This window comes from Bacteroides sp. K03 (genome assembly GCF_019734355.1).
Taxonomy (GTDB): Bacteria; Bacteroidota; Bacteroidia; order Bacteroidales; family Bacteroidaceae; genus Bacteroides; species Bacteroides nordii.
Genome location: NZ_JAASHC010000012.1, coordinates 12,656 through 27,080 on the forward strand (window position 1 = coordinate 12,656; position 14,425 = coordinate 27,080).

Below are 14,425 nucleotides of genomic sequence, written 5' to 3' on the forward strand. Positions count from 1 at the left end.
AGTATATTAAATAATTTGACCTTGTTGCGTTCTGTATTCATTGGGAGTACACCCTACGCGTTTCTTAAATAACCGGCAAAGGTGCTGCGGATATTGAAAGCCTAAAGTGTAGGCTATCTGACTAACAGTTTCATCCGTTTCGGCAATATGTTCCTTTGCCATTTCAATAACCTTATCCTGAATATGCTCTTGCGGAGTTTTTCCTGTTTCCTTTTTTACCATATCTCCAAAATAGTTGGAGGAAAGGCAAATTTTGTCTGCAAAATATTTCACTGAAGGCAAACCTTCCTGCATGGGGAGTTTACTTAGGAAATATTCATTCAAAAGTTGCTCAAATTTCGTAAGAGCATCTTTATTTGCATCACTGCGGGTAATAAACTGTCGTTCATAGAACCGCATGCAATAATTAAGGAGTAATTCTATATTCATTGCAATCAGAGCCTTGCTATGTTTATCAATAGCATGTTCCAGCTCAATGCTGATTTTCTTGAGACAATCCATAACAATCTCTTTTTCCTGATCTGAAAGATGAAGTGCTTCATTAACAGCATAGGAGAAGAAAGTATAGTTTTTTATACTCTTTCCCAAAGAAGTGCCACGAATCAAATCAGGATGGAAAACAATACCATAAACTTCCGGCGTGATTTCATCTTCAATCATATCTACACGTACAGCCTGACCGGGTGCGAAACAGACAATCGTTCCTTCCTGATAATCATAAGATCTACGTCCATACTTAAGATCACAGCTCTTGGTCTGCTTTAAGAAGAGTGCATAAACCCCATAATTCATTTGGGTGTGATTAATGATCTTAGTTGCTTTTGTAAGATCGACGACACTCACTAACGGATGCAATGTCTCGAGTCCATACATGCTGTTGTACCGGTCTACACTTTCTAAGTTTACTATATTATCCATAGACGTAAGTATTTGAATTTTAGCAAAGATATAAATAAAATATACACTGATTCAGCAGAATTAGTCAAATCTGTAATTTGGGTTATACTATCCGTAATTTGGGTACATCTTTTTTATGCCAACAGCTGAAGTTGATTTGGAAAGCCATTTTCTTCTGTAATCAGGGTTATCATACCTGAATAGAAATGAAGTAAACTGCGTTCTATTTTTATGGCACACGGATCAGGCAGATCAGGCAGATGACAACGGATCTTTTTATTTTATTCACTGATAATCAAGGAAAAATAAAATCTGATCCGTTGTCATCGTTTTATCCGCTTCATCCGTGTGCCAATAGAAAACAGGAGATCGTAACGCATTGGTGAGTATCTTTGAAAGAAAAACGGTTACCATGCATACAATCTGTAATTGGGGTTATATTATCCGTAATTTATCTACAAAGTATCTCCTCACAACAGTGTACTTTTGTAACATAAAAAAACAACGAATTAAACGACCTGTCATTATGAGTAAAAAAGTACTGATTTTATCATCCAGTCCGCGACGCGGAGGCAACTCTGACACACTCTGTGATGAATTCATGCGTGGAGCTATAGAAGCTGGAAATGAAGCGGAAAAGGTTTTTCTACGGGATAAAACGATCCACTATTGTATGGGATGCAGTGTGTGCAGCCAATATAAGAAACCATGCCCTCAGAAAGATGATGCGGCGGAAATCATTGCTAAAATGCTGGCTGCTGATGTCATAGTTCTTAGTACTCCCGTCTATTTCTATGCAATGAGTGCACAACTGAAAACATTGCTCGACCGTTGTTGTGGGCCCTATACCGAAATGAAAAACAAAGAATTCTATTTCCTTGCTGCCGCTGCCGAAGGGAAAGAAGGGCTTGCCAGCTTAGAGCATGTTTTCGATAATCTGATGGGCTTTATAGATTGTCTGGAAAATCCGGTCGTAAAAGGCAAAGTTCTTGCTACTGATGTCTGGCATGTAGGTGAGATAAAAGGCAATCCAGCCTTGATCGAAGCCTATGAGATGGGAAAACTAATTTGATAGTGATATCTTCTTCCAAAGTACGGATTGATTACATTAAAATAAAAATATGGAAACAAAAACAGTAAAAGCGTATGGAACGGAATCAGCAGAAACTCCGCTCCACAGTTTAGAAATTCAACGTCGTTCGCTTCTACCGAATGATGTAGAGATTGATATTTTGTATTGTGGTATTTGTCATTCTGACCTTCATTCCATCCATAATGATTGGGGTGGAACTACCTATCCTATTGTTCCCGGACATGAAATAGTAGGACGTATTACCGGAATAGGCAGAGATGTAACTAAATTCAAAGTCGGAGATTTGGCTGGCATCGGTTGTATCGTCGATAGTTGCGGACACTGCGAACATTGTCACAACGGTGAAGAACAATATTGTGAAGAAGGTTGGACGGTTGTTTTTAATTCTCCCGACAAATATCTTGGAGGACAAACTTATGGTGGTTTTTCGCAAACGATTGTAGCCGATGCTAATTATGTATTGAAACTGCCTGAGACAATTGATCTTGCAGCATCAGCTCCTATCTTATGTGCGGGAATCACCGTTTATTCTCCTTTGAAGCATTGGGGAGCAGGACCTGGGAAAAAAGTAGGTATCATAGGTATTGGTGGTTTGGGCCATATGGCTATAAAGATTGCAAAAGCGATGAAAGCCCATGTAACCGTTTTTACTACGTCTCCCTCTAAAATAGAAACAGCCAAAGAGTTGGGCGCGGATGAAGCCGTGCTGTCTACTGACGCGAACCAAATGGGAAACCTCTCTAAGTTTGATATGATTCTGGATACGGTTTCCGCACGACACGATGTTAATATGTATTTGAATCTTTTGAAAGTAGATGGTAGTCTTGTATTGGTTGGTCTTCCTAATCAACCGTTGGAAGTCGGTGCATTCAATATCGTAAACGGACGCAAGAGTTTTTCCGGTTCCAACATTGGTGGCATTGCCGAGACACAAGAAGTAATTGATTTCTGTGCAGAACACCATATCACAGCTCAGATAGAACTAATCAGCGTTGACCAAATAAATGAAGCCATGGAACGTTTGGAAAAGAATGATGTCAAATATCGTTTTGTGATTGACATGAAGACAAAAGGAATGTAATCTATAATCAGATATCAACGGTAGTAAGAGGGTATCAAAAGTCTGAGAAAGCTATCAATATCTAACTTTAGAAACGCAGATTTACGCAAATTATCACAGATTTAAACAGGCTCTTAATCTTTGCGTAAATTAGCGTTAATCTGCGTTTTAATGATAGTGAGTTTCACTTTTGGCACCCTCTTGCCATATCTTCAGATTCTCTTTTTATCCGGTTTTATTAAGAAAAAGTGAATGTAAATATTACAATCTGTAATTCGGGTTATGATGTCTGTAATTTGTCTACAAAGAATCTCTTTTCTTCCCCGTACATTTGCAATATAAAAAATAGACAATCAATTCTTTATTCATTAAAACCCCAAGAGATATGAGACGAAACTTATTATTAGCAGCAACATCCCTTACAATGCTCAGTACTACCCTCTCTTTTGCGCAAACCGACGCAGACAACTTCTATAAAAGTAGTACGGTAAGCACAGAGAAAGTAACCTTTCTCAATCAGTACAAAATGAAAGTGACAGGCAATCTCTTTCTTCCCAAAGACATGAAAGAAAGTGAAAGATATCCGGCAGTTATTGTGGGGCATCCTATGGGAGCCGTCAAAGAGCAGAGTGCCAACTTCTATGCTACGAAGATGGCCGAACGTGGTTTTATAACCTTGTCCATCGACTTATCTTTCTGGGGAGAGAGTGAAGGGGAACCACGTAATGCAGTCCTTCCCGAACTTTATGCAGAATCTTTCAGTGCCGCAGTAGATTATCTTGGTACACATCCTTCTGTTAATCGTGAACACATTGGTGTGATCGGGATTTGCGGTAGTGGAAGTTTTGCTATCAGTGCAGCTAAAATCGATCCGCGGTTGAAAGCCATCGCAACCATAAGTATGTACAACATGGGTACAGCCAGTCGTAATGGCCTGAAACATGCATTAACACTGGAACAAAGAAAACAGATCATTGCCGAAGCTGCCGAACAACGCTATGTGGAATTCTTAGGTGGGGAAACGAAATATACCGGTGGTACAGTACACGAACTAACAGAAAGCTCCTCTCCGATAGAACGCGAGTTTTACGAATTCTATCGTACAGAACGCGGAGAGTTTACACCCGAAGGTGCAACATCACTGACTACTACACATCCCACATTGACAAGCAACGTGAAATTCATGAATTTTTATCCGTTTGCTGACATTGAGACTATCTCTCCTCGCCCCATGCTTTTCATTGCCGGAGAAAATGCGCACTCACGCGAATTCAGTGAAGATGCTTATAGTAAAGCTGCCGAACCGAAAGAATTGTATATCGTGCCCGATGCAGGACACGTAGATCTTTACGACCGGGTAAACCTTATTCCATTTGACAAATTGGAATCTTTCTTCAAAGAATATCTGAAATGATGAAAATGGATATGAAATATTATATTATAACTCCTCTTGTGACACTGACATTATTGATTAGTCTCACATCATGTAGTACTGATGACCCTTTCCCAAGCCCGCTGGATACAGTACAGCCCTCTCCCACTGTCAACCCTAATGAGTCCGATGATAACAATGATCCCAATAAACCAGGTAATAATGAAGAGGATAATTCTATGAATAATAATCTTAAAATAAACATCGGTTCCACCTCGTTCAATGTAACTCTGGAAGACAATCCAACAGTAACGGCATTTAAGTCATTACTGCCAATGACAGTGAATATGTCAGAAATGAATAATAATGAAAAGTATTACTACTTACCGGAAAATCTTCCGACGGCATCTTCCAATCCCGGTAGAATCCAAACAGGAGATTTAATGCTTTATGGTTCTTCATGTGTAGTACTCTTTTATAAGACATTTTCTACGTCTTACAGTTATACACGTCTGGGACGTGTGGACAATCCTGTGGGCCTGGCATCTGCTCTTGGTTCGGGCAATATAACTGCCACTTTTGAATTACCATAACGGAAATAAGACGCCATCTGAAGAATAAAGAGTCGGCAAAATGCCTATAAAACAGAATTAGAATTATAAAATAAAAAACAATTGAAATATGGAAATAATTAAAAACAAGGAATATGAAGGCGAACGCCCTCTATTTGCAACACATGACCTGCAACTGGAAAATGTAACCATTCATACCGGCGAATCAGCATTGAAAGAATGTAGTAATATTATAGCTGTAAACTGTCGTTTCGAAGGTAAATATCCTTTTTGGCATACGAATGGTTTTACCGTGAAAAATTGTCTCTTTACGGAAGGGGCACGTGCCGCCCTCTGGTATTCTCAAAACCTTCATATGACCGACACTGTGGTAGAAGCTCCGAAAATGTTTCGCGAAATGGATGGGGTCAAACTGGAAAATGTACAGCTCCCCAATGCACTCGAAACCTTTTGGTATTGCCGCAATGTAGAATTAAAAAATGTACAGATAGACAAAGCCGACTACTTGTTTATGTACGGTGAAAATATCCGTATTAAGAATTACAGTCAAAACGGAAATTACTCATTCCAATATTGCAAGAATGTAGAAATCCGCAATGCAGTAATCAATTCGAAAGACGCTTTCTGGAATACTGAAAATGTAACAGTGTACAACTCTGAGCTAAATGGCGAATACTTAGGTTGGCATTCTCACAACCTACGTCTAGTAAATTGTAAGATTTCAGGAACCCAACCACTTTGCTATGCCCATAATCTTATTATGGAAAATTGTATAATGGCTGATAACGCTGATCTCTGTTTTGAGTATAGTAGTGTACAAGCCACTATCAACAGTCCGGTACATAGTATAAAAAATCCACGTAGCGGGAGTATCATGGCAGAAAGTTACGGTGAAATTATCATCGACGAAAACATCAAAAAACCTGCCGACTGTGAATTACAACTATGGGACAATATAACCTGCTTTAGCGCATGAGATACGATTTTGATGAAATAATCCCCCGTCGTGGTACCAACTCCTATAAATGGGATACAGAGACGGAAGAGGATGTTTTGCCTATGTGGGTAGCTGATATGGATTTCCGTACAGCTCCCGCTGTGGTTGATGCATTGAAAAAACGGGTAGAACACGGTATTTTCGGTTATACAAAAGTTCCCTCTGAATATTATGATTCTATTGTAGATTGGTTTGGGCGAAAACACAATTGGACAATAGAAAGAGATTGGATTATTTATACAACCGGAGTTGTACCGGCACTGTCTGCAATAATAAAAGCCCTGACATCTCCCGGAGACAAGATATTGGTACAAACTCCGGTATACAATTGCTTTTTCTCATCCATTCGTAATAACGGATGCGAGATAGTAACCAATCCTCTCATTTATATAAACGGAACATACCAGATAAACTTTGATGATTTAGAAAAGAAAGCAGCTGATCCGAAAGTTAAACTTCTGTTGTTGTGTAATCCACATAATCCGGCAGGCAGAGTATGGACAAAACAGGAGTTAGTACGTATTGGTAAGATCTGCCTTCAAAATGATATATTGATAGTAGCGGACGAAATTCATTGCGAATTGGTTTTTCCCGGACATACATATACTCCTTTTGCCTCTGTATCGAAAGAGTTTCTAATGCACTCTGTCACCTGCACTTCGCCAAGTAAAGCCTTCAATCTGGCAGGACTTCAGATTGCAAATATTATTTCTGCCGACACGAATATACGTATGAGAATAGAAAAAGCAATTAACGTAAACGAAGTATGCGACGTAAACCCATTTGGAATTGAAGCTTTGATGGCAGCATACAATAATAGTGAGGAATGGCTGGATAAACTTAATCACTATTTATTTGCCAACTACAATTATCTGAAAAACTATTTCAAAGAACATCTTCCACAGTTTCCCGTAATAAGGCTCGAAGGTACTTATTTGGTATGGATAGACTGCTCTGTATTGAAACTGTCATCTAAAGAAATTGTAAAAATACTGCTTAAGAAAGGTAAGATTCGAGTAAATGAAGGCAATCTGTACGGAGAAGCAGGTGATGGTTTTATTCGTATCAATATAGCTTGCCCCCGACAAACATTGATTGACGGGCTAAACAGAATAAGACGTGCTTTAAGCAATTAACAACCCAATAAAGGAAATATGCCGGAAGGGAAGAAAGTAAACAAGATTTCATTGATTTCTCTGATTTCTTTTGGCTCTTATTCAGTTTATGTGTGGTTATTAAAAGTTCGTCCGGCAGCAGAAGTTGGAACTCATGCTTATGTCAATCCTTTTATAGCCATTCTGTTTTGGAGTGCTTTTAGGGAATGAAAGCGTCAGCATTATTCAGTTAATCGGTCTCATGGTCATATTGTTAGGAATGACTATGATAAACCGAAAATGTTTATTCAATTCTTAATACTCTATGCACTGATGCTATTACTGTAATAAACCGTTAAAACAAAGATATATAACTACTACCACTTTGTTGAAAATATTTCCAATAATTGTTTTTTAGATAAAGGTTTTGCTAAGAAAACATTACACCCTGCCTCAATGGCACTACCTTTATCAGAATCAAAAGCATTGGCTGTTAGTGCTATAATAGGAACCTTAGCATTGAATTCACGAATTCTTCGAGTTGCTTCCAATCCTCCCATTACAGGCATTTTCATATCCATAAAAATAAGATCAAAGTTTTCATTCCGAGCCTTCCAGACGGCATCTGCACCATTCAATGCTCTCGTAAGATTATAGTTTTTGAGAATATGTCGTATTAATAAATAATTACTATCATTATCTTCAGCAACTAAAATTTTTAAATCTTCCTTACTAATTTCATTCAGTACAGACAGCTGGCCTAACGGTTGAGAATTGACCGAGGGTACTTTTTCCGGCATTTCTATCTCACATGGAACCCATGCCCAGAAAGTAGATCCTTTGCCTGGTTGAGAAATAAATCCGACTTTACCTCCTGCCCCTTCTATTATGGCTCTGGAAATAGCAAGTCCAAGCCCCGTCCCTTGTGCAAACTCATTGAGCTTTTGGAACCGACCAAAAACTCTATCCTGTAATTCTACAGGAATACCCTTTCCGGAATCTTCAACATAAAATCGAATCCCCTCTTCCTCAATTGAATATCCCATTTTTATATATCCGGACTGAGTACATTTCACAGCATTAGTAAGGTAGTTCATCCACACTTGCTTGAGCCTGTTTCTATCCAAGAAGACCAAGCATTCCGGACCGGATTCATCCAGGCAAAATTCAACATCAGGATTTGTAACCTTGGGTTGAATCATAGTATACAATTCACTACAAACCTTACTCATGTTAAATTTTTCCGGTTTACGTTCAATAATTCCCGACTCTATTTTAGAGAGATCAAGAATGTCATTAATCAAACGTAATAATAATTCATTATTAGATTGAATAATTTCCATATATTCTTCTTTTTCAGAAGAATCATCACAATTTATCATCAATTCGGAAAATCCTACAATAGCATTCAACGGAGTACGAATCTCATGGCTCATATTGGCAAGAAAAGCTGATTTCAAACGATCAGAAAGCTCTGCTTTTTCTTTCAGATCTTTCAATTCCTGTGCCATCTTTTCCCATTTAGTATTATTAATTTTGATACCAGTGTAACGAGTTACTTGCCCTTTCTTGTTCCTTTCAATCGGAATTCCAGTAACTAACAAGGTTTGCCATTCATCATCCCATTTAGTTTTAGAACGATATTTCAAGTTAAAGTCGCTATTAATTCCCTGAAGTATACGATTTATATATTCACGAACACAATCCACATCATCCGGATGGGCGGTACTCAAATATTCTTCCGGAGAAATTGGCTTTTCGGAATGAAAGTCATTGACCGGATCATTAAACGCTCGGAATTGCCCGCTCTCTACATCAAAATCCCAATAGGACATTCCAACGGTCTTGAAAGTGAGCTCCATTTTGTAGTTTCTCTCTCTAAGTTCTTCATCCAATTGATGTTGTTTCGAAATATTTTGTCTGAATCCTGTATAGCGTACAATATCTCCATTTTCATCTCGCTCAAAAGGCTCTCCGATTATATTGTAATATGACCACGTTTTGTCATATTTTGTTTTAATACGACAAGAAAATTCTACGGTAAGATCTTTACCAGATAACATGGTTTGTATGGCATCATAAGCGGAAGAACGATCTTCAGGATGTATCACATTCATCTGTTCTTCAATAGTCAATAGTTTGTCGCTGGCATAATCATTAACAGGATCATTGTAAGACTCGAATTTCTGAGTTCGCACATCAAAATCCCAATGAACGATATTGCTAACCTGCATAGCAAGCTCACGCTTTGCTATTAATTCCTCTGTTTTCTTTGCCAACCGTACCTTTTCAGTCACATCCATTTCCGTACCGATAATCAGTAATTTTCCGAAATGCTCAGAGGATAAACGTATTCTACCTTCATAATAGCGGTATTGTTTTTCCTCTTCATTATAAATACGTACAGTGATTTGTCCATGTTGAATTTCTTTCTGCTCCAGTTGATCAAAGAGTTGAATTAAACGAAGCTGATCCTGCGGATGCATTATTTTTAATAATTCTTCTAACGTCGAAATAGCTTTTACTACAGGAGATCCATATAATGAACTGAATGTTTTTTTATATACATCATATACCCATGAAGACATATTGGTGGCATCCATAGCCATTTCCAGATTTTTCTTGCTTTCCTCCGTGTGAAACTCCGCTTCTTTTTTTGCAGTTACATCATTAGTAAGCAGTATATGTCCGATGATAGTTTCTTTTTTATTACGTACGGGAACGACCTTAACTTCGTAAATCATACTATTCTTGTTATTGGAAGAAAAATATGCATTCCTGTTTATCCGATCAAAATCATACTCAAACTCTAATATAATATCCTCACCACGTTGTATCCTTGCCTTTAGTTCTTCATCGACATACGGGCTATTAAACAGATTCACAACACCTATCACTGTATTCCGGTCTTCCACACCATACATCTTCAATGCATAGTCGTTTATACTGTGAAGGAGACCCGCCACATCATAAATTTCAACTCCCATTGGTAAATGAACATATATACTTTCTGTGAACAGAAGTTGTTCTTGCATCAAATTGGAGATTTCTTTCTCAAAAGATATACTGTCGCTCTCTTGAGATTTTACTTTAATTTCTTTCATCTGTTATTATATCTATCAGAATATTATACTCTAAAGAATCAAAATGTTATTTTATGAAAGTATTACTACTATTGTTTATTTTGCATAATTAAAAAACGAAATCTATCCAATATAAAAACAAGAAGTAATGACATTGTTTTGTTTGAGTGCTTTCATTGTTAATTATTTTAATCGACAAATTCATTATTTTATTTACAAATATAATATTTATTATCACAATATTCTTAAACAAGAAGAAATAATAAGCTTTTTTATACTATCGAATCATCCTATTTTTTACCCACAAAAAATGGTTTCTAAAGTTATTGCAATCGTATAAACAATTTATTATTTACTTATTGAATTTACATTATATTTCTACAAGATTTCTTTCTTTTATTTTTTCAAGTAAAAGTAATACTATTGATCCATATATTGAATTTTATCGGAAACAGATAGAATGAATTTAATTTTAAAAGATACAACAACTTGCATAAAAATGAAAACGGAAATAATTATCAATTGTTATGAAAACAGAAAATGAAGTAAAGAGGTGAGGGTTTTATTGATTGACTTTTATCATTGAAAAATATCAGCCAAAGCTTAGGCGGTACGATCACAATAAATGATCGTATGCTGTTTGAAGTAGTTGAGACTTTAAATAAAGGCTTCTACTTCTAACAAAAAACTAACCACTAAATCAAAGAACGGTGAAAAAAACATAAAGCACCAGAATATTTATATCACACAATAACCTATTGATTATCAATAATTATATATATTTGCGATATAAACTTAATCTTTATCCTAAGAAAGCATTCTATTCTATCTCTTTACCACCAATTAAAACAGCAAAATATACCTGGAATATGAGCTGAAAGAGACTTATCGTTAAAGTCAGAATAAAATAAGGTATAAAGATGGATTCAGGAACATAAATTGCCTATAAATAGTAACATTAAAATTAAAGGAATAGGATGGAAGATTATAAGAAGATAAATAAAGCCGCTTGGAACTTGAAAACCGACATTCACATTAAAAGTGAATTTTACAATAATGCACTCTTTTTGAAAGGGGATTCATCATTGAAACATATTGAACTTGATTTATTAGGAGAGATCAAAGATAAATCTATCCTCCACTTGCAATGCCATTTCGGTCAAGACACCATTTCACTATCTCGATTGGGTGCAAAAGCTACAGGTGCAGACTTATCAGATAATGCGATTAGCTATGCTCAAAATATGGCAAAGGAGTTAGAGACTGATACCAAATTCATTTGTTCGGACATATATGAACTTCCAAACGTCTTGGATGATAAGTTTGACATCGTTTTCACAAGTTACGGAGTAATAGGATGGTTATCGGATTTGAAAGAGTGGGCCAAAGTTGTAGCCCATTTTTTAAAACCAGGTGGACAATTTATTATGGTAGAATTCCATCCTGTAGTGTGGATGTTTGATGACGATTTTAACTCTATTGATTATAGTTATTTTAAGGGGGCAGAAATCATCGAACAATTGGAAGGAAGTTATGCCGACCGAAATGCTAAAATCAAATACTCTACTATCACATGGACTCACAGCTTGAGTGAAGTCATTAATAGCCTTATTCGATCGGGTATTCACCTCACAGGATTTGAAGAATATGATTATTCTCCATATAACTGTTTTAAACATACGATCCAAATTGACAAGGATAAATATCGTATAAAACATTTAAACAATAAATTGCCTATGGTTTATGCCATCACAGGAGTAAAACTATAAAATGAACAATTATAGAGCTCCTTTCATAATAAATAGTGATATAAAAGTAGATGATATGATAGTTACCAGAAAAGCATTAAATACAGATTTATTTGAAATTAAGTCTTGATATCCCTCCCAAAAACACCGAATTAGCTACTATCAAAGTTCGTCCTTCCTCTCTTTTTTATTCGGTAAGAATAAAAAAAAGCCCTGATTCTGTTAAAATCAAGACTTTACAATAACTGAGCGGTGCGTACGGGACTCGAACCCGTGACCCCATGCGTGACAGGCATGTATTCTAACCAACTGAACTAACGCACCAATATTTCATTTTAATTTCCTTGCTATCTCTCTCGATTGCGGATGCAAAGGTAGACATTTTTTTTATATCTGCAACAATTAGAAAGAAAAAATGCGAATATTTTTGTTTGCAGTAACTCATCAATAAAAAATATTTCATGGATGGATTTATTCTTTATCTTTGTAGCTCAGAAGTATAATATAAAAATAAAGACATGAAAGATACACCTATCAAACGACATCTGATTGACGAAACTATCGAAGAATTTCAGATTGCAGACTTTTCAAAAGCAACCATTCGCGAAGTAAAAGCCATTGCAGCCAAAGCTGAAGCTGAATCAGGAATAGAATTTATTAAAATGGAAATGGGCGTACCTGGTCTCCCACCCTCAGCTGTGGGCGTAAAGGCAGAAGTGGAAGCATTGCAAAAAGGGATAGCAAGCCTGTATCCGGATATTAATGGACTTCCGGAACTTAAACAGGAAGCATCACGTTTTATTAAAGCATTCATAAATGTAGATTTAAAACCAGAAGGATGTGTACCTGTTACAGGATCCATGCAGGGTACTTTTGCTTCATTTCTAACTTGTAGTCAGTGTGATGAAAAGAAAGATACCATACTTTTTATTGATCCGGGATTTCCTGTACAAAAACAGCAACTTGTGGTTATGGGACAAAAATACGAAACCTTTGACGTATATGATTTCCGTGGAGAAAAACTAAAAGAGAAACTGGAAAGTTATTTGCAAAAAGGAAATATATCTGCAATCATCTACTCTAATCCCAACAACCCAAGCTGGATTTGCCTGAATGATAAAGAACTTAGAATCATAGGCGAACTGGCAACTCAATATGACGTTATTGTTTTGGAGGACCTTGCCTATTTTGCCATGGACTTCCGTCAGAATCTCAGTACTCCGTTCCAGCCACCTTATCAACCGTCAGTAGCACATTATACAGACAACTATATATTGCTCATCTCCGGTTCTAAAGCATTCAGTTATGCAGGACAACGTATCGGTGTCAGTTGTATTTCCGATAAACTATATCACCGCCACTATCCCGGACTCACAAAACGTTATGGTGGAGGAACCTTCGGAACAGTATTTATCCACCGTATTCTTTATGCGCTATCATCCGGCACCAGTCATTCGGCACAATTTGCCATGGCAGCAATGCTGAAAGCAGCCAATGAAGGAGAATATAATTTCCTTGATGAAGTAAAAATCTATGGGGAACGGGCAAAGAAGCTAAAAGAAATTTTCCTTCGCCATGGTTTCCATCTTGTATATGATAAAGATTTGGGTGAACCCATTGCCGATGGTTTCTACTTTACAATCGGATATCCGGGAATGACAAGCGGAGAGTTAGCTAAAGAGCTGATGTATTATGGCGTAAGTGCTATTTCTCTTGTAACTACCGGAAGCCATCAGGAAGGTCTGCGAGCATGTACCTCTTTTATAAAAGACCATCAATATACACAATTGGATGAAAGAATGAAAATTTTTAAAGAAAATCATCCTATATCATAAAAAGTACACACAAAAGTAAAAAAAAGGAGAAGATAGTTTGTTCCTGCGAAATAAATATTTATATTTATCGCATGAATAATATCAATTCCGACATATTTAAGATACAATCTAATAATGTATTGCCTTCACGGGGAAAGATTCTGATATCAGAACCTTTCCTGTGTGATGCGACATTCGGACGTTCGGTAGTATTACTCGTTGACCATACCGACGAGGGAAGTATGGGGTTGATAATGAACAAACAACTCCCTTTGCTGGTGAACGATGTTATCAAAGAATTCAAATATCTGGAAGATATACCTCTTTATAAAGGCGGTCCTATAGGAACAGATACACTTTTCTATTTGCACACTCTACCGCATATTCCCGGAGCACTTCATGTAAGTAAAGGATTATACCTGAACGGAGATTTTGATGCATTGAAAAAGCATATTTTACAAGGGAACAATATCAATGGAAAAGTGCGTTTCTTTTTGGGGTATTCGGGATGGGAATACGAACAACTGATACAAGAAATCAAAGAGAATACGTGGTTGATAGCCAAAGAAGAATCCTCTTATCTGCTCAATGGAGAAGCCAAAGATATGTGGAAAAATACACTGGGAAAGCTGGGTAGCAAGTATGAAACCTGGTCGCGCTTTCCACAGGTTCCTTCATTAAATTAATTGATTAAC

General features: G+C 37.0%; 12 protein-coding genes and 1 tRNA gene. 10 read left to right on the forward strand and 3 right to left on the reverse strand.

The annotated features are described in order from the left end of the window. Positions 1 to 6 precede the first annotated feature (6 nt). Positions 7 to 918, reverse strand: a complete 912-nt coding sequence (locus HCG69_RS10335; RefSeq protein WP_221649975.1) for an AraC family transcriptional regulator — start codon at positions 916 to 918, stop codon at positions 7 to 9. Between the two features lie 505 nt (positions 919 to 1,423). On the opposite strand from HCG69_RS10335, the gene HCG69_RS10340 reads away from it, so the two are divergent. The 7 genes from HCG69_RS10340 to HCG69_RS20695 all read left to right on the forward strand — a co-directional run bounded on the left by HCG69_RS10340 (position 1,424) and on the right by HCG69_RS20695 (position 7,316). Next, positions 1,424 to 1,969 (forward strand): flavodoxin family protein, encoded by a 546-nt coding sequence (locus tag HCG69_RS10340; RefSeq protein WP_221649976.1) that lies wholly within the window; start codon positions 1,424 to 1,426, stop codon positions 1,967 to 1,969. Between the two features lie 49 nt (positions 1,970 to 2,018). Beyond that, positions 2,019 to 3,071 (forward strand): NAD(P)-dependent alcohol dehydrogenase, encoded by a 1,053-nt coding sequence (locus HCG69_RS10345; RefSeq protein ID WP_221649977.1) that lies wholly within the window; start codon positions 2,019 to 2,021, stop codon positions 3,069 to 3,071. 364 nt (positions 3,072 to 3,435) lie between these two features. Beyond that, entirely contained in the window at positions 3,436 to 4,464 is a 1,029-nt protein-coding gene (locus HCG69_RS10350; RefSeq protein ID WP_221649978.1) for an alpha/beta hydrolase, read from the forward strand. Then, on the forward strand, positions 4,461 to 5,015 hold the full coding sequence (locus HCG69_RS10355; RefSeq protein WP_221649979.1) for a cyclophilin-like fold protein: 555 nt from the start codon (positions 4,461 to 4,463) through the stop codon (positions 5,013 to 5,015). Before HCG69_RS10350 ends, HCG69_RS10355 begins: the two co-directional genes overlap by 4 nt. Before the next feature lie 88 nt (positions 5,016 to 5,103). Then, positions 5,104 to 5,970 carry a DUF3737 family protein gene (locus HCG69_RS10360; RefSeq protein WP_221649980.1) on the forward strand — a complete coding sequence of 289 codons (867 nt, stop codon included), beginning with the start codon at positions 5,104 to 5,106 and terminating at the stop codon, positions 5,968 to 5,970. Then, on the forward strand, positions 5,967 to 7,127 hold the full coding sequence (locus tag HCG69_RS10365) for a MalY/PatB family protein (protein ID WP_221649981.1): 1,161 nt from the start codon (positions 5,967 to 5,969) through the stop codon (positions 7,125 to 7,127). The genes HCG69_RS10360 and HCG69_RS10365 overlap by 4 nt, the downstream gene beginning before the upstream one ends. Positions 7,128 to 7,145: 18 nt before the next feature. Further along, a complete protein-coding gene (locus HCG69_RS20695) occupies positions 7,146 to 7,316 on the forward strand; it encodes a hypothetical protein (RefSeq protein ID WP_002560390.1) in 171 nt (56 codons plus the stop codon). 146 nt (positions 7,317 to 7,462) lie between these two features. Here the strand turns inward: HCG69_RS20695 and HCG69_RS10375 are convergent, their stop codons facing one another. Next, complete coding sequence (locus tag HCG69_RS10375; protein WP_221649982.1) at positions 7,463 to 10,189, reverse strand: response regulator; 2,727 nt, start codon at positions 10,187 to 10,189, stop codon at positions 7,463 to 7,465. Between the two features lie 995 nt (positions 10,190 to 11,184). Between HCG69_RS10375 and HCG69_RS10380 the strand changes: the two genes are divergently transcribed. Beyond that, the gene (locus HCG69_RS10380) at positions 11,185 to 11,937 is read left to right on the forward strand and encodes a bifunctional 2-polyprenyl-6-hydroxyphenol methylase/3-demethylubiquinol 3-O-methyltransferase UbiG (protein ID WP_255585766.1); all 753 of its coding nucleotides are present in this window, start codon (positions 11,185 to 11,187) and stop codon (positions 11,935 to 11,937) included. A gap of 229 nt (positions 11,938 to 12,166) precedes the next feature. Here HCG69_RS10380 and HCG69_RS10385 read toward each other — a convergent pair. Further along, positions 12,167 to 12,240, reverse strand: a tRNA-Asp gene (locus HCG69_RS10385). 194 nt (positions 12,241 to 12,434) lie between these two features. On the opposite strand from HCG69_RS10385, the gene HCG69_RS10390 reads away from it, so the two are divergent. Continuing rightward, on the forward strand, positions 12,435 to 13,751 hold the full coding sequence (locus tag HCG69_RS10390; protein WP_221649984.1) for a pyridoxal phosphate-dependent aminotransferase: 1,317 nt from the start codon (positions 12,435 to 12,437) through the stop codon (positions 13,749 to 13,751). A gap of 71 nt (positions 13,752 to 13,822) precedes the next feature. Further along, entirely contained in the window at positions 13,823 to 14,416 is a 594-nt protein-coding gene (locus HCG69_RS10395; protein WP_221649985.1) for a YqgE/AlgH family protein, read from the forward strand. Positions 14,417 to 14,425: the final 9 nt, after the last annotated feature.